Annotated in this window: 19 protein-coding genes; 10 read left to right on the top strand and 9 right to left on the bottom strand. The window is 70.1% G+C overall.

The features are described from left to right. Positions 1-30 precede the first annotated feature (30 nt). Genes grpE through AC1RTO_RS08980 form a run of 3 tightly spaced genes read right to left on the bottom strand, consistent with a single transcriptional unit; the run spans position 31 to position 2,163 of the window. Entirely contained in the window at positions 31-573 is a 543-nt protein-coding gene (gene grpE, locus AC1RTO_RS08990; RefSeq protein WP_493160534.1) for a nucleotide exchange factor GrpE, read from the bottom strand. Positions 574-588: 15 nt separating this feature from the next. Beyond that, positions 589-1,629 (bottom strand): heat-inducible transcriptional repressor HrcA, encoded by a 1,041-nt coding sequence (gene hrcA, locus AC1RTO_RS08985; protein ID WP_493160533.1) that lies wholly within the window; start codon positions 1,627-1,629, stop codon positions 589-591. A 6-nt stretch (positions 1,630-1,635) separates the two neighbouring features. Then, complete coding sequence (locus AC1RTO_RS08980) at positions 1,636-2,163, bottom strand: DUF6438 domain-containing protein (protein ID WP_493160532.1); 528 nt, start codon at positions 2,161-2,163, stop codon at positions 1,636-1,638. A gap of 81 nt (positions 2,164-2,244) precedes the next feature. Between AC1RTO_RS08980 and rph the strand changes: the two genes are divergently transcribed. Both rph and rdgB read left to right on the top strand, forming a co-directional pair. After that, complete coding sequence (rph, locus tag AC1RTO_RS08975) at positions 2,245-2,958, top strand: ribonuclease PH (RefSeq protein WP_493160531.1); 714 nt, start codon at positions 2,245-2,247, stop codon at positions 2,956-2,958. Next, entirely contained in the window at positions 2,955-3,581 is a 627-nt protein-coding gene (gene rdgB / locus AC1RTO_RS08970; RefSeq protein ID WP_493160530.1) for an RdgB/HAM1 family non-canonical purine NTP pyrophosphatase, read from the top strand. Before rph ends, rdgB begins: the two co-directional genes overlap by 4 nt. Here the strand turns inward: rdgB and AC1RTO_RS08965 are convergent. Both AC1RTO_RS08965 and AC1RTO_RS08960 read right to left on the bottom strand, forming a co-directional pair. Beyond that, positions 3,532-4,116, bottom strand: a complete 585-nt coding sequence (locus AC1RTO_RS08965) for a hypothetical protein (protein WP_493160529.1) — start codon at positions 4,114-4,116, stop codon at positions 3,532-3,534. The genes rdgB and AC1RTO_RS08965 overlap by 50 nt on opposite strands. Before the next feature lie 100 nt (positions 4,117-4,216). Then, positions 4,217-4,780 carry a CAP domain-containing protein gene (locus AC1RTO_RS08960; RefSeq protein ID WP_493160528.1) on the bottom strand — a complete coding sequence of 188 codons (564 nt, stop codon included), beginning with the start codon at positions 4,778-4,780 and terminating at the stop codon, positions 4,217-4,219. 24 nt (positions 4,781-4,804) lie between these two features. On the opposite strand from AC1RTO_RS08960, the gene hemW reads away from it, so the two are divergent. Continuing rightward, positions 4,805-5,977 (top strand): radical SAM family heme chaperone HemW, encoded by a 1,173-nt coding sequence (gene hemW, locus AC1RTO_RS08955; protein ID WP_493160527.1) that lies wholly within the window; start codon positions 4,805-4,807, stop codon positions 5,975-5,977. Positions 5,978-6,162: 185 nt separating this feature from the next. Here hemW and AC1RTO_RS08950 read toward each other — a convergent pair whose 3' ends face one another. Further along, the gene (locus AC1RTO_RS08950) at positions 6,163-7,362 is read right to left on the bottom strand and encodes a penicillin-binding protein activator (RefSeq protein ID WP_493160526.1); all 1,200 of its coding nucleotides are present in this window, start codon (positions 7,360-7,362) and stop codon (positions 6,163-6,165) included. Here AC1RTO_RS08950 and rsmI point away from each other — a divergent pair. Continuing rightward, positions 7,361-8,221 (top strand): 16S rRNA (cytidine(1402)-2'-O)-methyltransferase, encoded by an 861-nt coding sequence (gene rsmI / locus AC1RTO_RS08945; RefSeq protein ID WP_493160525.1) that lies wholly within the window; start codon positions 7,361-7,363, stop codon positions 8,219-8,221. The genes AC1RTO_RS08950 and rsmI overlap by 2 nt on opposite strands. Here the strand turns inward: rsmI and AC1RTO_RS08940 are convergent. Then, entirely contained in the window at positions 8,218-8,847 is a 630-nt protein-coding gene (locus AC1RTO_RS08940; RefSeq protein ID WP_493160831.1) for a LysE family translocator, read from the bottom strand. The genes rsmI and AC1RTO_RS08940 overlap by 4 nt on opposite strands. A gap of 56 nt (positions 8,848-8,903) precedes the next feature. Then, a complete protein-coding gene (locus AC1RTO_RS08935) occupies positions 8,904-9,227 on the bottom strand; it encodes a hypothetical protein (protein WP_493160524.1) in 324 nt (107 codons plus the stop codon). 212 nt (positions 9,228-9,439) lie between these two features. Here AC1RTO_RS08935 and AC1RTO_RS08930 point away from each other — a divergent pair, with 212 nt between their 5' ends. From AC1RTO_RS08930 to AC1RTO_RS08920, 3 genes are all read left to right on the top strand, one after another. Further along, positions 9,440-9,823 carry a YraN family protein gene (locus AC1RTO_RS08930; protein WP_493160523.1) on the top strand — a complete coding sequence of 128 codons (384 nt, stop codon included), beginning with the start codon at positions 9,440-9,442 and terminating at the stop codon, positions 9,821-9,823. Positions 9,824-10,151: 328 nt separating this feature from the next. Then, positions 10,152-11,114 carry a glutathione synthase gene (gene gshB, locus AC1RTO_RS08925; protein WP_493160522.1) on the top strand — a complete coding sequence of 321 codons (963 nt, stop codon included), beginning with the start codon at positions 10,152-10,154 and terminating at the stop codon, positions 11,112-11,114. Positions 11,115-11,153: 39 nt separating this feature from the next. After that, entirely contained in the window at positions 11,154-11,762 is a 609-nt protein-coding gene (locus tag AC1RTO_RS08920; RefSeq protein WP_493160521.1) for a DedA family protein, read from the top strand. A gap of 150 nt (positions 11,763-11,912) precedes the next feature. Here AC1RTO_RS08920 and AC1RTO_RS08915 read toward each other — a convergent pair whose 3' ends face one another. Beyond that, complete coding sequence (locus AC1RTO_RS08915; protein ID WP_493160830.1) at positions 11,913-12,794, bottom strand: tyrosine recombinase XerC; 882 nt, start codon at positions 12,792-12,794, stop codon at positions 11,913-11,915. A gap of 100 nt (positions 12,795-12,894) precedes the next feature. On the opposite strand from AC1RTO_RS08915, the gene AC1RTO_RS08910 reads away from it, so the two are divergent. The 3 genes from AC1RTO_RS08910 to AC1RTO_RS08900 are packed head-to-tail and all read left to right on the top strand — an operon-like array spanning position 12,895 to position 17,606. Next, on the top strand, positions 12,895-14,352 hold the full coding sequence (locus tag AC1RTO_RS08910; protein ID WP_493160520.1) for a diguanylate cyclase domain-containing protein: 1,458 nt from the start codon (positions 12,895-12,897) through the stop codon (positions 14,350-14,352). A gap of 51 nt (positions 14,353-14,403) precedes the next feature. Beyond that, positions 14,404-16,575 carry a primosomal protein N' gene (locus AC1RTO_RS08905; protein ID WP_493160519.1) on the top strand — a complete coding sequence of 724 codons (2,172 nt, stop codon included), beginning with the start codon at positions 14,404-14,406 and terminating at the stop codon, positions 16,573-16,575. Positions 16,576-16,607: 32 nt separating this feature from the next. Beyond that, positions 16,608-17,606, top strand: a complete 999-nt coding sequence (locus AC1RTO_RS08900) for a glycosylasparaginase (protein WP_493160518.1) — start codon at positions 16,608-16,610, stop codon at positions 17,604-17,606. Positions 17,607-17,798 lie beyond the last annotated feature (192 nt).

Below are 17,798 nucleotides of genomic sequence, written 5' to 3'. Positions count from 1 at the left end.
AGGGGAGCCGGCGGGCTCCCCTTCTGCCGGTCAGTCCGGCTTGCGCGCCACGCCGACCAGTGCCGGCCGGAGCAGCCGGTCCTTGATCATATAGCCCGCCTGCATCTCCTGCACGATCGTCCCGGGTGCGGCATCGCTCGGCACCTCCATCATCGCCTGATGCTTGTTGGGATCGAGCGTCGCGCCCATCGCCTCGACCTTGGTGATGCCGTTGCGCGCGAACACGCTGTCCAGCTCGCGGCCCGTCGCCTCCAGCCCGGTGACCAGGCCCTTCAGTCGCTCGTCGGCGCGCAGGTCGGCGGGGATCGCCGACAGGCCGCGCGACAGATTGTCCGCCACCGACAGGATGTCGCGCGCGAACGACGTCGTCGCATAGGCGCGGGCATCCGCCACTTCCTTTTCGGCGCGACGACGGACGTTCTGGATTTCGGCCTGCGCATACAGGGTCTGCTGCTTCGCATCGGCCAGCTGGTCCTCCAGCGCCGCGATCCGGTCGTGCTCCGCGACTTCGGGAGCGGCCTCGGCGGTCTCCTGACGCAGCGCCTCCGCGTCCAATTTCGTCTCTTCGGTCATTCGATTCCCTGTAGTTCAGCCCATCAAACGGGCGAGCGTTGCCGCCGTGAAATCCACCATGGGCACGACGCGGGCATAGTTCAACCGCGTCGGGCCGATCACCCCCACCACCCCGACCACCCGTCCGCCGGCCCCGCGAAACGGCCGCGCGATGACGGAAGAGCCTGACAATGCGAACAATTTGTTCTCCGCACCGATGAAGATGCGGGTCGCGTCGCCGGCGCTTGCACTGTCGAGCAGGTTGGCGATTTCCTGCTTGCCCTCCAGATCGTCGAGCAGGTCGCGCACCCGGTCGAGGTCGGCGGCGGCCGCCGCGTCGATCAGCCGGCTCTGCCCGCGCACGATGAACACCGGACGCCGCGCACCGTCCTCGCTCCACACCGCAAGGCCCCGCTCGACCAGCGTCCGCGCCGCGACGTCCAGCTCGGCGCGCTCCTCGACCAGTTGCCGCTCGATCCGCGCCCGCGCCTCGGCCAGCGTCAGCCCGCCCAGCGTCGCGGTCATATAATTGCCCGCCTCGATCAGCGCGGACGGCGTCATTCCCGCGGGCAGCTGGATCACGCGATTCTCGACGCTGCCGTCCTCGCTGACCAGCACCGCCATCGCCTGCGTCGCCGACAGCCCGACGAAGCCGATTGAGCGCAACGCCAGCTCGCGCTTGGGCACCATCACCAGCCCCGCGCAGGCGGACAGGCCGGACAGCGCGGCGGTGGTCGCCGCCAACGCCTCCTCGACCGGGCCGTGATAGCCGACCCGCGATTCGATCGCCGCACGCTCCTCCGCGGACGGTTCGAGCGCCTGCATCATCCCGTCGACGAACAGCCGCAGGCCGCGTTCGGTCGGGATGCGCCCGGCGCTGGTGTGCGGGCTGGCGAGAAGTCCCAGCTCCTCCAGCTCCTGCATCACGCCGCGGATCGACGCCGGGGACAGGTTCAGCCCCGACGCGACCGCGATCGTCTTCGACCCCACCGGCACGCCCGTCGCGACATAGCCGTCCACCACCGCGCGGAAGATATCCCGCGCCCGGTCGCTCAATTCGGTGACGGGCGGTCCCATGCGCGCCTACCTAGGGCGCCGCGGATCGCCGATAAAGGCCGCGATCGGCAGCGCCTCGGGCGCGGAGCGGAGGCCGGCACGCATCTCCTGCGATCCGCAGCCGTAATAGACGTTGAGATGCTGGCGGCTGCCGCTCGCCTCGCTCCAGACGATGTCGACGCTCGGCATGTCGGTCGGCGCATTCTCGCATCCGGGCTGGCCGGGCTGCAGCAGCGTTTCGGGCTGGCTCGGGCGGTACGGCGCCAGCTTCGCCGCGAAGCTGTGATAGGCCGCGGGCGTCGCCTGGAACGGCTTGATCCCCGTCACCGCGGTGAAGCGCTTTCCCTCGAACGTCCCCTTGCCGTTCGGCGCGATCGTCACCGCATAGACCGGGCAGGTGCCGAAGCAGGGCGCGGTTTCGTAGCGGATCGTCTCGCTCTCGAGTGCGACCGGACGGCCATTATTGCCGGAACTGGACGCATCCACCACCACGCACCCCGACATCGCGGCACCCGCCAGCACGACACCCAGTCCCGCGATCATACCCTTACGCATGGCACTCCCCTTTGCTCACCACTGGCGCAGCCACCCGGCGCCGTCTAGGGCGTTGCGCGATTGGACCTTTAGGAGAGTTGAATGCGCCCCAGCGGCCGCGCCCCCGATCAGATGCGTGCCATCGCGATCGAGCCGAACTTCACCCGCCACGCCGAGGGATCGGTGCTGGTCGGCTTCGGCGACACCAAGGTGCTCGTCACCGCCAGCATCGAGGAGCGCGTGCCGCCGTTCCTGCGCGGCAAGGGTGAAGGCTGGGTGACGGCGGAATATGGCATGCTGCCCCGCGCCACCCACACCCGCGGCAACCGCGAGGCGGCCAAGGGCAAGCAATCGGGCCGTACGCAGGAAATCCAGCGCCTGATCGGCCGTTCGCTGCGTTCGGTGGTGGACATGAAGCTGCTCGGCGAGCGCCAGATCGTCCTCGACTGCGACGTGATCCAGGCCGATGGCGGCACCCGCACCGCCTCGATCTCGGGCGCCTGGGTCGCGCTGCGCCTCGCGGTCGACAAACTGATGGCGGACGGCAAGCTGGCGGTCGATCCGATCCAGCAAAAGGTCGCCGCGGTCAGCTGCGGCATCTATCAGGGCACGCCGGTGCTCGACCTCGACTATATCGAGGATTCGGGTGCGGATGCGGACGGCAATTTCGTCCTGCTCGAAAACGGCAACATCGCCGAGGCGCAGGCGACCGCCGAGCACGCCACCTATGACGAAGAGGCGCTGCTCCGCCTGCTCCGCCTCGCGCGGATCGGCTGCGCCGACATCTTCGCGGCACAGGAGCGCGCGGTCCGATGAGCGGCGAGGGCAACACCCCGCAGGCGATCCGCAAGCTCGCCCCCGGCAAACTCGTCATCGCCAGCCACAATCCCGGCAAGGTACGCGAGATCGCCGAGCTGCTCGGCCCCTATGGGATCGAGCCGGTTTCGGCGGGCGAACTCGACCTGCCGGAGCCGGAGGAAACCGGCACCACCTTCGTCGCCAATGCCGAACTGAAGGCGTTGCAGGCGGCCGACCTCTCCGGCCTGCCCGCGCTCGCCGACGACAGCGGCCTGTGCGTCGACGCGCTCGGCGGCGATCCGGGCATCTTCTCGGCGCGCTGGGCGGGCGAATCGAAGGACTTCGGTCACGCGATGCGCCTCGTCGAGGATCGCCTGAACGAGGAACCCGACCTCCCCCGCGACGCGCATTTCGTCTGTGCGCTGGCGCTCGCCTGGCCGGACGGCCACGTCGAATGGTTCGAGGGCCGCGTCGACGGCACCCTCGTCTGGCCGCCGCGCGGCAAGGCCGGATTCGGCTATGACGCGATGTTCCTGCCCGTCGATGCGACCGAAACCTTCGGGGAGATGGACCCGGCGGCGAAGCACGCGGTCAGCCACCGCGCGGATGCGTTCCGGCAATTGGTCGCGGCAGTCCTCTGACATGGCGGCGGGTGGTATCGACCCGCGCCTCGTCCATGCCTGGCTCGCCGGCCGTTCGCTGGCCCGCGGCCTGCCCGCGCCGGTCGCCGACAGCGGCGGCTGGCGCGTCGACACCGATGGCGAGGCGGAATTGCGCCGCTACGTCTTCCCCGCGGTCGGCCCCGGCCTGATCGCCCTGCTCGATACGATCGCGCAGCCGCGCATCTTCGTGAAGCTCTGCGCCGACGCCGACACGCTCCGCGCGCTGCTGCCACCGGGCTGGTCGATCACCGACGCCAATCGCATGATGGTGACGGACACGACGCCCGCCCCCTGCCCGGTGCCGCCCGGCTACGCGCTGCGCAGCACGACCGATGACGGCGTGACGCATGCCACGATCGTCACGCCGGACGGGGAAGAGGCCGCGTCCGGCCATGCCGCCGAGCACGGCGGCGCCTTCGTCTACGACCGGATCGTCACCCATGAGGCGCACCGCCGCCGCGGCCTCGGCCGCGCGCTGATGCTGCACTCGGCGCCGCCCGCCGCGAACCCTCATCGCAACAGGTCCTCACCGCCACCGACATGGGAGCCGCGCTCTACACCGCGCTCGGCTGGCGCCATTATTGCGCCTATACCACCGCGGCACGGAGCCCCACTCAGTAGGCGACCCGCCCGAACACGTTGCCCGGCGGGCTGTAGCGACACACCAGATAGTCATCCGTCGCATTGCTCGCGATCGCACAGCCGACCTGCGTCGTGCCGCGCCAGACGATCTGCGTATAATGGCCGACGTCCTGCCAGCGCCCGGTGCGGCTCGACTGCGGCACCGCGACGTTGACGAAATCGCGCTTCTCCGCGACCCAATGGCCGATCATCTCGTCGAACCGATAGGCGCCGCGCGTGCCGGTCCACAGGTTCTCGCCCTGGCGATCCATACCCATCGACTGCGGCGCATGTTCGAACCGCCCGGTCCGCGCCAGCGTGTCGGCATAGGCGCGCGCGGACGACGCCAGCGGTTCGCTCCACGTCAGCGGCGCCACGCCCACATCGCCGCGCGCACGATTGTGCCGTTCCAGCATCACGCGCTGCAACAGCACCGATCCGCGCGGCGCGTTCGGCCCGGCGGGACGCGGCTCGACGACGCGATCGGGACGCTCTGGCGCCTGCGCGCAACCGGCGAGAAAGAGCAGTGGGGCGATCCACGAGTGGCGTTTCAGCATTATCGCCGCCATATCGGCGCCACCATGACCCCCGACAAGACGCCGCTCGCGCTTTACGTCCACTGGCCGTTCTGCGTCTCCAAATGCCCCTATTGCGACTTCAACAGCCATGTCCGCGACGTCGTCGACCAGCAGGCGTGGCGCGATTCGCTGCTCGCCGACCTCGCCTACGAGGCGCAGGCGCTGCCCGGCCGCACGCTGGGGTCGATCTTCTTCGGCGGCGGCACGCCCTCGCTGATGCCCCCCGCCACCGTCGCGGCGATCATCGCGGCGGCGCAGACGATCTGGACGCCGGCGCCCGATATCGAGATCACGCTGGAGGCGAACCCCTCCTCGGTCGAGGCCGCGCGCTTCGCCGACCTCGCCGCCGCCGGCGTCAACCGCGTCTCGCTCGGGCTGCAATCGCTCGACAATATGGCGCTCAAGTTTCTCGATCGCGCGCATGACGTCACCGAAGGACTCGGTGCGCTCGACACCGCGCAGCGCCACTTCGCCCGCGTCAGCTTCGACCTGATCTATGCGCTGCCCGACCAGAGTCTCGCCGCCTGGCAGGCCGAACTCGCCCGCGCGCTGGCGTTCGGCACCGAGCATCTCTCGCTCTATCAATTGACGATCGAGCCCGGCACCCGTTTCGCCACCGAGGCCGCCCGGGGGCGCCTCACCATCCCCGACGGCGACAGGGCCGCCGACCTGTTCGAGGCGACGCGCGCGATGACCGCCGCCGCCGGCCTGCCCGCCTACGAAACCTCGAACCACGCCCGGCCGGGTGCGGAGAGCCGGCACAACCTGACCTATTGGCGCTACGGCGATTATGCCGGCGTCGGCCCCGGCGCGCACGGTCGCCGCGACGGCCTCGCCACGCAGCGCCGCCGCAAGCCCGAGAACTGGCTCGCCGCCGTCGCGCGCAACGGCCACGGCATCGAGGTGGAGGAACCCCTCGCCCCCCACGACCGCGCCAGCGAGGCGCTCGTCATGGGCCTGCGCCTGCGCGAGGGGATCGACCTGCCGCGCATCGCCGCGCTGGCGGGTGGCACCGCACCGATCGACTGGCCGGCGGTCGCCCGGCTGGAAGCGCAGGGCCTGATCGCTCATGAGGGCGACCGGCTGCGCGTCACCGACGCCGGGGCGCTGTTGCTCGACGCGATCCTGCCGCTGATCGTTGCCGATGCGCCGGCGAGTCAGGCTACGCGAATGTAGAAGGGGGTTCGCGCGGAGACGCGGAGACGCAAAGGTGTGGGGCTTGCGGCGATGCCGCTCCTTCTCTCCGGCGATGCGTCTTGCTGGACGGTTGAGAAATGACATGCCTGCGGCGGCAGGCGCCACACCTTTGCGTCTTTGCGTCTCCGCGCGAACCCCTCTCTACTTTGCGGAAAAAGCCGACCTTACCGCCCGAAGCCGGCCGGTGCGGGCGACACGGTCACCGTGGTCCCGCCCTGGATCTCCTGCACCTCGAGCGCGCGCTCCGCCACGCCGTCGCGGCCGAAGCGGAACGCCCCGTCGATCCCGGCGAAACCGTCCGCATCGCGCAACCGCGCCTCCGGGAACGGCCGCCCGACCGGCCAGTCGCGCGAGATCCGCACCGTCAACAGCACCGCATCATAGCCGAGGCTCGACAGGCGATAGGGCGCCGCATTGTAGCGCGACCGGTATTTGGTGACATATTGCCGGTACAGTCCGTCCGCCACGCTCGCGAACCACGCACCGTTCAGTCCCGGCTTCGACGCGAGGCTCGTCTCGGAATTCCACAGCTCCGTGCCCAGGATCCGCGTCGACGCGCCGCTGCCGCGCTTGACCAGAGGGGCCGCCACCGCCGCGCTCGCGCCGCCATCGGCGACCAGCACCGCGCCATAAGGCGCCTTGGCATTGAGCCGCGTCACCGCGCCCGCGATGCCGCCGGCGACCCGGCCATAGGTCTGCAACGACGCCACTTCGCCGCCGGCGCCCTCGACCGAGCGCAGGAACGCGGTCGACGCCCGCTCGCCGTACAGGCCGTTGGGGATCAGCCCGGCAAAGCTCGTCACGCCGCGGCTGCGCGCATATTGCACCACCCGGTCGATCGACTGCGATGGGGCATAGCCCATCAGATACGTACCATCGCCCGCCACCGACACGTCGTTGGAAAAGCTCAGCACCGGCACCCGCGCCGCCCTGGCGATCGGCGCCACCGCACGCACGTCGTCGGACAGCAACGGCCCGAGGATCAGCTGCGCGCCATCGGCGATCGCGCGTTGCGCCGCCGCCGCCGCACCGGTCGCGGTGTCGTAATTGGTGATCCGCACCTTGTCCGTGCCGGTGTCGAGCACTGCCAGCATCGTCGCATTGGCGATCGAGCGGCCGACCCCGGCATTGCCGCCCGACAGCGGCACCAGCAGCGCCACCCGGTTGCGCTGCGTATCGCGCGGCAGCCCCGCCTCGACCGGCTCGGGCCGCTCCGCCTGCGGCCGCGTCGGGCGGTCCGGCGCCGTCACCGGTCCGCGCGGCACCACGGTCGAACAGGCCGCGAGCAGCCCCGCGCCGAGGATCGCCACCCACCGCGCCAGACCGCGCGCACGCGGCTGTCCAAATGTTGCTGCCTCTGCCATGACGTCCCCTGTGGCCATATCCGAAAATCCTCTCGATCCCGGGCTCTACATCGTCGCGACGCCCATCGGCAATCTCGCTGACCTCAGTCCGCGCGCCGCCGACATCCTGTCCCGCGCCGACGTGATCGCGGTCGAGGACAGCCGCGTCACCGCCGGCCTGCTCCGCCACATCGGCACGAAGCGGCCGATGCTCCCCTATCACGACCATAATGCCGAGGGGATGCGCCCCGGCCTGATCGCGCGCATGACGACCGAGGCGATCGCACTCGTGTCCGACGCCGGCACGCCGCTGATCTCCGACCCCGGTTACAAGCTGGTCCGTGACGCCCGCGCCGCCGGGCGCAATGTGGTGACCATCCCCGGCCCCTGCGCCGCGATCGCCGCGCTGACGCTGGCCGGCCTGCCCACCGACCGCTTCCTGTTCTGCGGCTTCCTCCCCGCCAAGGCGAAGGCGCGCGCCGACGCCATCGCCGAGGTCGCCGCGATCCGCGCCACGTTGATCCTCTACGAATCCGGCCCGCGCCTGTCGGCCTGCCTGTCCGCCCTCGCCGACGGACTGGGCGACCGCGACGCCGCCGTCACCCGCGAGATCACCAAGCGTTACGAGGAGGCCGTCACCGGCACGCTGACGCACCTCGCCGCGCGCTACGCCGATGCGCCGCCCAGGGGCGAGATCGTCATCGTCGTCGCGCCCCCCGGCGAGGCCCCGCCCCCCGACGCCGCCGACGCCGACGCCGCGCTTGCCGAAGCGCTCACCCGCCTGCCGGTCGCGAAGGCCGCGGGCGAAGTGGCCAAGGCGTTCGGCCTCGACCGCAAGGAGCTCTACACACGCGCGCTGGCGATGAAGCAGGCCGGCTAGGTCGCCCGGGTCGTCAGCAGCGCCAGCCCGAAACCGACGAAGATGCCGCCGGTCACGCGATTGAACGCCCGCCGGATCGCCGGACGCCGCATAGAGCGCGACAACGAACGACCGGTGAGGGCGTAGACGGCGTACCAGCCCATCTCGACGACGGCGAAGGTCACGACGAGGATGGCGAACTGCGGCGCCTGCGGCTGATCGGCGCGGACGAACTGCGGCAGAAAGGCCGCCGCGAACAGGATCAGCTTGGGGTTGCTGATCCCGATCGCGAACCCGCCGCGGAACACCGCCGCGGCGGACAGGCCGGGACGCAGTGCGCCATCGCCGACGTCAAGCGGCGCGACCGTCGTCCGCCACGCCTTCACGCCGAGAAAGATCAGATAGCCGACGCCGGCATAGCGCAGCACCTCGAACGCCCCGGGAGCGGCGCGCAACAGCGTGGTCAGCCCGGCCGCCGACGCCGTCAGGACGAGCACCAGCGCGAACAGGCACCCCGCCATGGCCATGGCGCTGCGCCGCAACCCCAGCTCGACGCTGCGCGACATGATGTGCAGCATGTTGGGACCCGGCGTACCGCACAGCAGGAATACGGCGGCCAGAAACAGCATCCAGGTGTGGAACGTCATACCGGTATCGTCCTGTTCGCCATCGTCTCGTGTCATGGCGCCCCGAACCGCGCCGCTCAGTTCAGCGCATAGCATTCCGATGTGGCGACATTCTGGTCGGTCGCGGGATTGGCACCCTGCAGGATGCACACGACGTTGCGCTTGCGCCACGTCAGCGTCACGACCGGGCCGGTCGCGCCGAGATGCGAATCGACGATCCTGCCACCGCCGTTCAGCATGTCGGTGAGCGACTGCGACACCGGATCGAGCTTCGTCGGCACGCTCAGCGCCTTCGACGGCGATTTGACCGCTTCGCCGAGCGGCCAGACCGTCTGCTGGGCCAGCACGGGCGCGGGCGCGACGGCGGCGCTCGTGACGGCGAGCAGGAGCAGGAATTTCATGCGAAGGTCTCCGAAGGACGGGAAAAGGCCCGTGCGCCGTAGCGTCCCGTATCGCCCTGGCAATCGCGTTTACGGGTCATATTCCGGTGTGGCGGCCTATCCCTTTCTCACCACGACGATTTTTTACAGCGGCGATGATCGCCCCACCTTCGGCCCCACGCGCCGGGCGCGATCCGCTTGCGTCGCCCGCCCCCGTGCGGCAGCCTCGCGGCATGCCGCGTCCATCCCGCCGATCCAGCACGACCGCTGCGCGTCAGGCGGCCGAGGCCGCGGGCCGGCGCGGCGAACGCCTCGCGGGCTGGTGGCTGCGGCTGAAAGGCTGGACGATCCTCGATCGCCGCGTCCGTACCCCCGCCGGCGAGGTGGACCTCGTCGCCCGCCGCGGCGCCCTGATCGCCTTCGTCGAGGTCAAGACCCGGCGCACCGCCGCCGAACTCGATTTCGCGATCGACGAACGGCGGCTGGCACGGGTCGCCGCCGCGGCGGAAGTGCTGATGCCGCGCTACGCCGGGCCGGGCGACGATATCCGCGTCGACGTCATCCTGCTCGCCCCCGGCACCCGGCCGCGGCATATCGAGAATGCCTGGATCGGGTGATCCACGCGAAGGCGCGAAGGGGTTTGCTTCTCGCGGAGACGCGGAGAAGATGGGTTGCGCGCGGAGGCGCGGAGGCGCGGAGGTTTGATCGAGGCCGCCCATGCGACGGCCCGTTCCCTTCCCCCCTCGATGATCGGGAGCTTGTCACGCCGGGAACGATCCCTCTGCGTCCTCCGCGCCTCTGCGCGAACTGCCCCTTTCTTCGCGTCTCCACACGGACACCCCGACGCGAACCAAAGCTTCGGGCCGCAAAACCCCGGCGCAGGTGACATCCGTTCCCCGCGACCCTAAGTCCGCACCCGAGACCAACAACCCTGCGAGTGCGTCCATGTCCCTCACCGTCGCCGTCCAGATGGACCCGCTCGACAGCATCAACATCGCCGGCGATTCCACCTTCGCGCTGATGATCGCTGCGCAGGCGCGCGGCCACAGCCTGTTCCATTATACCGCCGAGGACCTCAACTACGCCGACGGCCGCGTCTGGGCGAAGGCGCATCCGGTCACCGTCCAGCGCGTCGCGGGCGACCATTTCCGCTTCGAGGCGCCGGTCACGCTCGATCTCGGCGAACAGGCGGATGTCGTGCTGATGCGGCAGGACCCGCCCTTCGACCTCGGCTATATCACCGCGACGCACCTGCTCGAACGGATCGCCGACCGCACGTTGGTGGTGAACAACCCGCGCAGCGTCCGCAACGCGCCCGAAAAGGTGTTCGTGCTCGATTACGCGCAGTTCATGCCGCCGACGCTCATCACCCGCAGCCTCGACGAAGCGCGCGCCTTCCTCGCCCGGCATGGCGAGATCGTCGTCAAGCCGCTCCACGGCAACGGCGGCAAGGCGATCTTCCGCGTCGGCAGCGACGGCGCCAACCTGTCGGCGCTGATCGAGGTGTTCAACCAGACCTGGCGCGAGCCGCATATGGTGCAGGCGTTCCTGCCCGCCGTCGCCAAGGGCGACAAGCGCATCGTGCTGGTCGACGGCGAGGTCGTCGGCGCGATCAATCGCCTGCCGGGAGAGGGAGAGATCCGCTCCAACCTCGCGGTCGGCGGATCGGCGGTGAAGACCGAACTGACCGACCGGGAACGCCAGATCTGCGCCGTTCTCGGCCCGGAACTCAAGCGTCGCGGCCTGCTGTTCGTCGGCATCGACGTGATCGGCGGCGAATGGCTGACCGAAATCAACGTCACCTCCCCCACCGGCATCGTCGCGATCGAGCGGTTCGACGGCACCGATGTCGCCGGCCTGATCTGGGATGCGATCGAACGCAAGCTGCCGCTGCCCGCGCAGGTCTGACGGAACGGGGCCGACGCCCCCGCCGTTACCCGTCCCGACATGACCGAATTCATCCTCAACGGGATCGCCTGGGGCGGCTATTTCGGTATCTTCCTGCTGATGGCGCTGGAAAATATCGTGCCGCCGATCCCGTCGGAGGTCATCATGGGCCTCGGCGGCATGGCGGTCGCGCGCGGCGACATGGCGATGGTGCCGCTGGTGCTCTGGGGCACCGCCGGCACCACGGCGGGCAATTACTTCTGGTATTACGTCGGCCGCCATATCGGCTACGCCCGCTTCCGCCCCTTCGTCGACCGGCACGGCCGCTGGCTGACGCTCGAATGGGACGACGTCGAACGGCTCCACCGGTTCTTCGTCCGCCGCGGCGGCTGGGTCGTCTTCGTCTTCCGCTTCATGCCGACGTTCCGCACGATCATTTCGCTGCCCGCGGGCATCACCTGCATGCCGCTGTGGCGCTTCCTCGTCTGGACCTTTGCCGGCAGTCTGATCTGGAACAGCATCCTGGCCGCCGCGGGCCTCTATCTCGGCTCGCGGTTCGAGCAGCTCGACCGCTACGTCGGCCCGCTCGCCATCGCGCTGACCGTGCTGATGATCGGCGGCTACCTGTGGCGCGTCGCGACATGGAAGCCGCGCGAACGCCAGGGCTGATCGACATTCAGCCCTGACGGCCTGCAAACGGCGGTTTCGCGCGCTTCCGGTGCTCACGTACCGGTAATACGCTGCGCTCCGGGTCACGCAAAACCACCGTTTTCGGCACGTCATCATCTGAATGTCGATCGGCCCTACGGCCGGCCTCGATCACGCTCGCGGGTGGGCGTTGAGATAGACGTCGAGCAGGTGCGCCGCATCGACCGCAGTATAGACCTGCGTCGAACTCAGGCTGGCATGGCCGAGCAGCTCCTGCAACGCGCGCAGGTCGGCGCCCCGCCCCAGCAGATGCGTCGCGAAGCTGTGCCGCAGCGCATGCGGCGTCGTCCGCTCGCCCAGCCCCAGCCGCCCGCGCGCGCGCTGCACCGCCTTGCGGATCATGCCCGGCGACAGCGGCCCGCCCTTCGCGCCGCGAAACAGCGGCGCGTCCGCGTCGAGCGCCCACGGCACCTGCGCCACATAGCCCTCGATAGCGGCACGCACCTGCGGCAGCAGCGGCACGACCCGCGTCTTGTCGCGCTTGCCCGTCACCATCAGCGTCTCGCCGAGCGGCAGCACCCGCGCGGGCAGCGCGATCGCCTCGCCGATGCGCAGCCCCGCGCCGTACAGCAGCAGCAGCACCGCCCAGTCGCGCACGCCGATCCACGGCTCGGCGGCCTCGTCCGCCACCTCCCCGGCCAGCGCCAGCACCTCGTCGGGTGAGATCGGGCGCGGCACGCCCTTCTTCACCCGCGGCCCGTGCACCCGCGGCGGCGGCGCGTCTGGCGCAGCGAAGGCGAGGAAGCCGCGCACCGCGGACAGCTCGCGCGCGGCCGAGGCATTGCCCAATCCCCCGCCCGATTCCCCGCCGCGCCGCGCCGCCAGGAACGCGCGCAGGTCGGCCGGGGTGACGCGCGCCAGCGCCGCTGCATCCACCCGCTCGCCCCAATGCGTCTGGAGGAAGGCGACCAGCCGCTCCGCCGTCGCCTGATAGGCGCGCACGGTGTGCGCCGATCGCCGGCGGTCGCGCGCCAGATGCGCCGCCCATTGCATCGACACCGGCGGGGTGGGATCGTTCGTCACGCCCCCTTATGCGCGCCCCCCGGAAACCCGGGAAGGGACATATTAACCCTTATCCTCCATCAGGTTAGCGATGACGCATCCGGTAACGTCTCTCACCGATACGCTGTACGACGAGGCGAGTCGGCTGGCTGCGCTGCATGCGCTGGCGCTGCTCGACAGCGAACCCGAGAAGGAATTCGACGCGCTCGTCGCGCTGGCGGCCGAATTGCTCGGCTGCCCCACCGCGATGATCACGCTGATCGACCGCAACCGGCTGTGGATCAAGGCGACCACCACCCCGGGCATCACCGAACTCGATCGCGACATCGCCTTTTGCGACCGCACGATCCGCCAGGACGTGCCGCTGATCGTCGACGACCTCAGCGACGACGACCGCTTCCGGGACAATCCGCTGGTGGTGGATGCCGGCAAGCGCTTCTATGCCGGCACCGCGATCCACGTCGCCGACGGCCATGGCGTCCGCCAGCCGGTCGGCACGCTCTGCGTTCTCGACGACAGTCCACGCTCGCTCAATGCCGCGGGCCACGCCGCGCTCCGCCACCTCGCCAGCCTCGCCGAGGCGCTAATCGCCGCCCGCCGCACCGCGCTGGAGGCGATGCGCATCGCCACCGCGGGCGAAGCGCTGGTCGGCAGGCTCGCCAGCAAGGATCGTATCTTCCGCCAGGCGGAACGGATCGCGATGATCGGATCGTGGCGGCTGTCGGTCGCCGACCAGGTGCTGGAATGGTCCGACAACGTCTATCGCATCCACGGCCTCGCGGTCGGCGACATGCCGGCGCTGTCGCACGCGCTCGATTTCTACCCGCCGCAGGCGCGCGCCGACGTGACGGCCCGGATCCGCAACACGATCGCGACGGGCGAGCCGTTCGAGTTCGAGGGCGACCTCATCACCGCCGACGGCCGCCTGCGCCGCGTCCGCGCCGCCTGCGAGACGGAAAGCCGCGACGGCGTCGTCCTCGCGCTGGTCGGCGTGTTCCAGGACATCACCGACCGGCACGGCCTCGAGACGCAATTGCGGCGCTCCGCCGATACCGACGCGCTCACCGGCATCGCCAATCGCGCCGCCTTCGACCGCGAACTCGACAGCGCGATGCGCACCGCGCGGCGCGACGGATCGCCGCTGATGCTGGCCTTGATCGACCTCGACGGCTTCAAGACCATCAACGATTCCCTCGGCCACGATGCCGGCGACGACGTGCTGCGGCTGACCGGCATGGCATTGTCGCAGCCATGGCTGCGCAACTGTTTCGCCGCGCGCATCGGCGGCGACGAATTCGCGATCATCATCGACGATCCGCAGATCGTCGCGCAGGCCGACCAGTTCGGGATCGACGTCGAGGCGGCGTTGCGCGTCTCGGTAGAGGCGAACGGCATCACCATGACCAGCGCCGGATCGATCGGCATCGCGACCTTCGACGACGAATGCCATTCGCTGCGCGATTTCGCCCGTCGCGCCGACACGCGGCTCTACGCCGCCAAGCGCGCCCGCGTCGGGCGGCGGCGCTCGACCGTCGCCCGCGCCGCCTGACGCCCAAACTGCCGCTTCACCTCGACTCGGCCAGCCCCCATATGGGGCGGCATGTCCTCGCGCGCCCGCGTCCTCGTCCTCAATTCCGCGCTCGGCCCGCTCGACTATCGCGTGCCCGCGGGCATGGCGGTCGAGCCGGGATCGATCGTGATCGCGCCGCTCGGCCCGCGGCAGCTGCTCGGCGTGGTGTGGGAACCCGAACGCCTGCCCTCCGACGCCGAAGTCGGCGACAATCGCCTGCGGCCGTTGCTCGGGCTGGTCGACGTGCCGCCGCTCGCCGCGCCGCTGCGCCGGCTGATCGAATGGACCGCGGCCTATTATCTCGCGCCCCCTGCGTCGGTGGTGCGGATGGCGCTCGCCTCCACCTCGGCGCTGGAGGGCGCGCGGACCGTCACCGAATATCGCGTCACCGGCCATGTCCCCCCGCGCTTGACGCCGCAGCGCGAGCAGGCGCTGGAGCGGATCGGTGACCGCCAGGGCCTGATCCGCGAACTCGCCGCGATCGCCGACGTCAGCGACGCGGTGATCCGCGGGCTGGTGAAGGCGGGCGCGATCGAGGCGGTCGAGGTCGACATCGACAGCCCGTTCCCGCACCCCGACCCCGCCTTCGGCCCGCCGACGCTCGCCGGCGAGCAGCAGGCGGCGGCGGATATTCTGGTCGCCAACGTCGCCGACCACGCCTTCGCCCCGACGCTGCTCGACGGCGTCACCGGGTCGGGCAAGACCGAAGTCTATTTCGAGGCGGTGGCGGAGGCGATCCGTGCCGGGCGCCAGACGCTCGTCCTGCTGCCCGAGATCGCGCTGACCGAACCCTTCCTCAAGCGCTTCCACGACCGGTTCGGCTGCGAACCCGTCGCGTGGCATTCGGGCCTGCGCTCGACCCAGCGGCGCCGGGCGTGGCGCGCGATCGCCGGCGGCGAGGCGCTGGTGACGGTCGGCGCACGGTCGGCGCTGTTCCTCCCTTATCGCAACCTCGGGCTGATCGTCGTCGACGAAGCGCACGAAACCAGCTTCAAGCAGGAGGAGGGCGTACATTACCATGCCCGCGACGTCGCAGTCATGCGCAGCAAGTTCGAAGCCTGCCCGGTGATCCTCGCCAGCGCCACCCCGGCGATCGAGACGCGCCAGCAGGTCGCGCTCGGCCGCTATGCCGAGCTGAAGCTACCCGGTCGCTACGGCCCGGCCGAGATGCCGACGATCGAGCCGATCGACCTGATCCAGCATCCCCCCGAACGCGGCCGCTGGATCGCGCCCAGACTGGTGACAGCGCTGGAGGAGACGCTGACAAAGGGCGAGCAGTCGCTGCTGTTCCTCAACCGTCGCGGCTACGCGCCATTGACGCTATGCCGGACCTGCGGCCACCGCTTCCAATGCCCCAATTGCACCGCCTGGATGGTCGAGCACCGGCTGACGCGGCGGCTGGCGTGCCACCATTGCGGGCATGTCATGCCGACGCCGCGCGCCTGCCCGGAGTGCAAGGAAGAGGACAGCCTTGTCGCCTGCGGTCCCGGGGTCGAGCGCATCGCCCACGAGGTGACGGCGCTGTTCCCCGAGGCGAAGACCGCGGTCGTTACCTCGGACACGATCTGGTCGCCGGCCAAGGCGGCGGAGTTCGTCGGGCGGATGGAAGCGGGCGACATCGACATCGTCGTCGGCACGCAATTGGTCACCAAGGGCTACCATTTCCCCAACCTGACGCTGGTCGGCGTGATCGACGCCGATCTGGGGCTGGAGGGCGGCGACCTGCGCGCGGCGGAGCGGACGTTCCAGCAGATCCGTCAGGTATCGGGCCGGGCCGGCCGCGGCGCTAAGCCCGGCCATGTCTTCATCCAGACGCACAGCCCCAAGGCGCAGGTGATGCAGGCGCTCATCACCGGCGACGCCGACGCCTTTTACGAAGCGGAGACCGAGGCGCGGCGCGATGCCGGCGCGCCGCCGTTCGGCCGCTATGCCGCGATCGTCATATCGTCGGAGGACCAGGCCTGCGCCAACGAGATCGCCAAACTTGTCGCCCGCAGCGCACCGCAGGTGGACGGCATGGCGGTCTATGGCCCGGCCCCCGCGCCGCTGGCGATGCTGCGCGGGCGGCATCGCTATCGGCTGCTGGTCCATGCCCGTCGCGCGCTCGACGTGCAGGATGTCATCCGCGACTGGCTGGGCGCGTTGGACTGGCCGGCGAAAGCGCGCGTGACGGTGGACGTCGATCCGTATAACTTCCTGTAGGAACCAATACCGGTCCAATGGGGGAATGGCGGATGACGACGCGGCGTGGCTTTCTGGGCGGGGCGGCAGCGACCGCGGGCGTCGCATCGCTGGCGGGCGCGGCGCCGGCGGCAAGCGGCGCGATGATCGTATCGACCTGGGATTTCGGCGCGGCGGCGAACGATGCTGCCTTTGCCCGGCTGAAGGCCGGCGGCAGCCTGATCGACGCGGTCGAGGCCGGCGGCATGGTGCCGGAGGCGGACCCGGACAACCATTCGGTCGGCTATAGCGGCTATCCCGATCGCGACGGCCACGTCACGCTCGATGCGGTGATCATGGACGATGCCGGCGGGGTCGGCGCGGTCGCCGCGCTGGAGGATACCGTCCACGCCATCTCGGTCGCGCGGCGGGTGATGGAGAAGACGCCGCACACCTTCCTCGTCGGTGCGGGTGCGACCCGCTTCGCGCGCGATCACGGGTTCCCCAAGGTCGACCTGCTGACCCCCGAAGCGGAGAAGGCGTGGCGCGACTGGCTCAAGACCTCGCAATACAGACCGGTCGCGAACATCGAGAACGCGCTTTCGCCCCGTGGCGTTCGGGGCGGGGCGCTCGATCATGACACCATCGGCCTGCTCGCAAGGACCGCCGACGGGCGGATGGCGGGGGCGTGCACGACGTCGGGCATGGCGTTCAAGATGCGCGGCCGGGTCGGTGATTCGCCGCAGGTCGGCGCGGGGCTGTACGTCGAGGCGGGGGTCGGCGCCGCCACCTCCACCGGCCTCGGCGAGGAGGTCACCCGCGTCTCCGGCACCGCCCGCGTCGTCGCCTCGATGCGCGCCGGCCTGTCGGCACAGGCGGCGTGCGAGGAGGTCGTCCGCCATATCGCCCGGTTGCGCGGGGATGCAATCAAGGGGACGCAGGTCGGGTTTCTGGCACTGTCGCCGAAGGGCGAGGTCGGCGCCTTCTGCCTGCTGCCGGGGTTCACCTATGCGGTGACCGACGCGGCGGGCGTAACGGTGGTGAAGAAGGGCGCGTCGCTGTTCGCGGCGTAATCGATAGGGGCAACATGGACAACATGAACACCTGAACGGAAACGTTCACGGATCTTTGTTTCCATATCTGTATCGATGAGAAAAAGCCGGATGTCCCCGGCTCTTTGGTCGCTTTGCGGGCGGTAGGACATCCCCACCCGATTCCGCCCGTTCCCTCAACCGGTTGGCCGGAGGGTGATCCAGCAATCCTCC

The organism is Sphingomonas sp. GW821-FHT10F09 (assembly GCF_058809195.1).
The sequence above is the reverse complement of the archived record's forward strand: the minus strand, read 5'-3'. Positions and strand labels throughout refer to the sequence as shown.

Coding starts and splice junctions, on each gene's coding strand:
- grpE (WP_493160534.1), bottom strand. CDS start 573: ATGACCGAAGAGACGAAATTGGACGCGGAGGCGCTGCGTCAGGAGACC.
- hrcA (WP_493160533.1), bottom strand. CDS start 1,629: ATGGGACCGCCCGTCACCGAATTGAGCGACCGGGCGCGGGATATCTTC.
- AC1RTO_RS08980 (WP_493160532.1), bottom strand. CDS start 2,163: ATGCGTAAGGGTATGATCGCGGGACTGGGTGTCGTGCTGGCGGGTGCC.
- rph (WP_493160531.1), top strand. CDS start 2,245: ATGCGCCCCAGCGGCCGCGCCCCCGATCAGATGCGTGCCATCGCGATC.
- rdgB (WP_493160530.1), top strand. CDS start 2,955: ATGAGCGGCGAGGGCAACACCCCGCAGGCGATCCGCAAGCTCGCCCCC.
- AC1RTO_RS08965 (WP_493160529.1), bottom strand. CDS start 4,116: ATGAGGGTTCGCGGCGGGCGGCGCCGAGTGCAGCATCAGCGCGCGGCC.
- AC1RTO_RS08960 (WP_493160528.1), bottom strand. CDS start 4,780: ATGCTGAAACGCCACTCGTGGATCGCCCCACTGCTCTTTCTCGCCGGT.
- hemW (WP_493160527.1), top strand. CDS start 4,805: ATGACCCCCGACAAGACGCCGCTCGCGCTTTACGTCCACTGGCCGTTC.
- rsmI (WP_493160525.1), top strand. CDS start 7,361: ATGACGTCCCCTGTGGCCATATCCGAAAATCCTCTCGATCCCGGGCTC.
- AC1RTO_RS08950 (WP_493160526.1), bottom strand. CDS start 7,362: ATGGCAGAGGCAGCAACATTTGGACAGCCGCGTGCGCGCGGTCTGGCG.
- AC1RTO_RS08940 (WP_493160831.1), bottom strand. CDS start 8,847: ATGACGTTCCACACCTGGATGCTGTTTCTGGCCGCCGTATTCCTGCTG.
- AC1RTO_RS08935 (WP_493160524.1), bottom strand. CDS start 9,227: ATGAAATTCCTGCTCCTGCTCGCCGTCACGAGCGCCGCCGTCGCGCCC.
- AC1RTO_RS08930 (WP_493160523.1), top strand. CDS start 9,440: ATGCCGCGTCCATCCCGCCGATCCAGCACGACCGCTGCGCGTCAGGCG.
- gshB (WP_493160522.1), top strand. CDS start 10,152: ATGTCCCTCACCGTCGCCGTCCAGATGGACCCGCTCGACAGCATCAAC.
- AC1RTO_RS08920 (WP_493160521.1), top strand. CDS start 11,154: ATGACCGAATTCATCCTCAACGGGATCGCCTGGGGCGGCTATTTCGGT.
- AC1RTO_RS08915 (WP_493160830.1), bottom strand. CDS start 12,794: ATGCAATGGGCGGCGCATCTGGCGCGCGACCGCCGGCGATCGGCGCAC.
- AC1RTO_RS08910 (WP_493160520.1), top strand. CDS start 12,895: ATGACGCATCCGGTAACGTCTCTCACCGATACGCTGTACGACGAGGCG.
- AC1RTO_RS08905 (WP_493160519.1), top strand. CDS start 14,404: ATGTCCTCGCGCGCCCGCGTCCTCGTCCTCAATTCCGCGCTCGGCCCG.
- AC1RTO_RS08900 (WP_493160518.1), top strand. CDS start 16,608: ATGACGACGCGGCGTGGCTTTCTGGGCGGGGCGGCAGCGACCGCGGGC.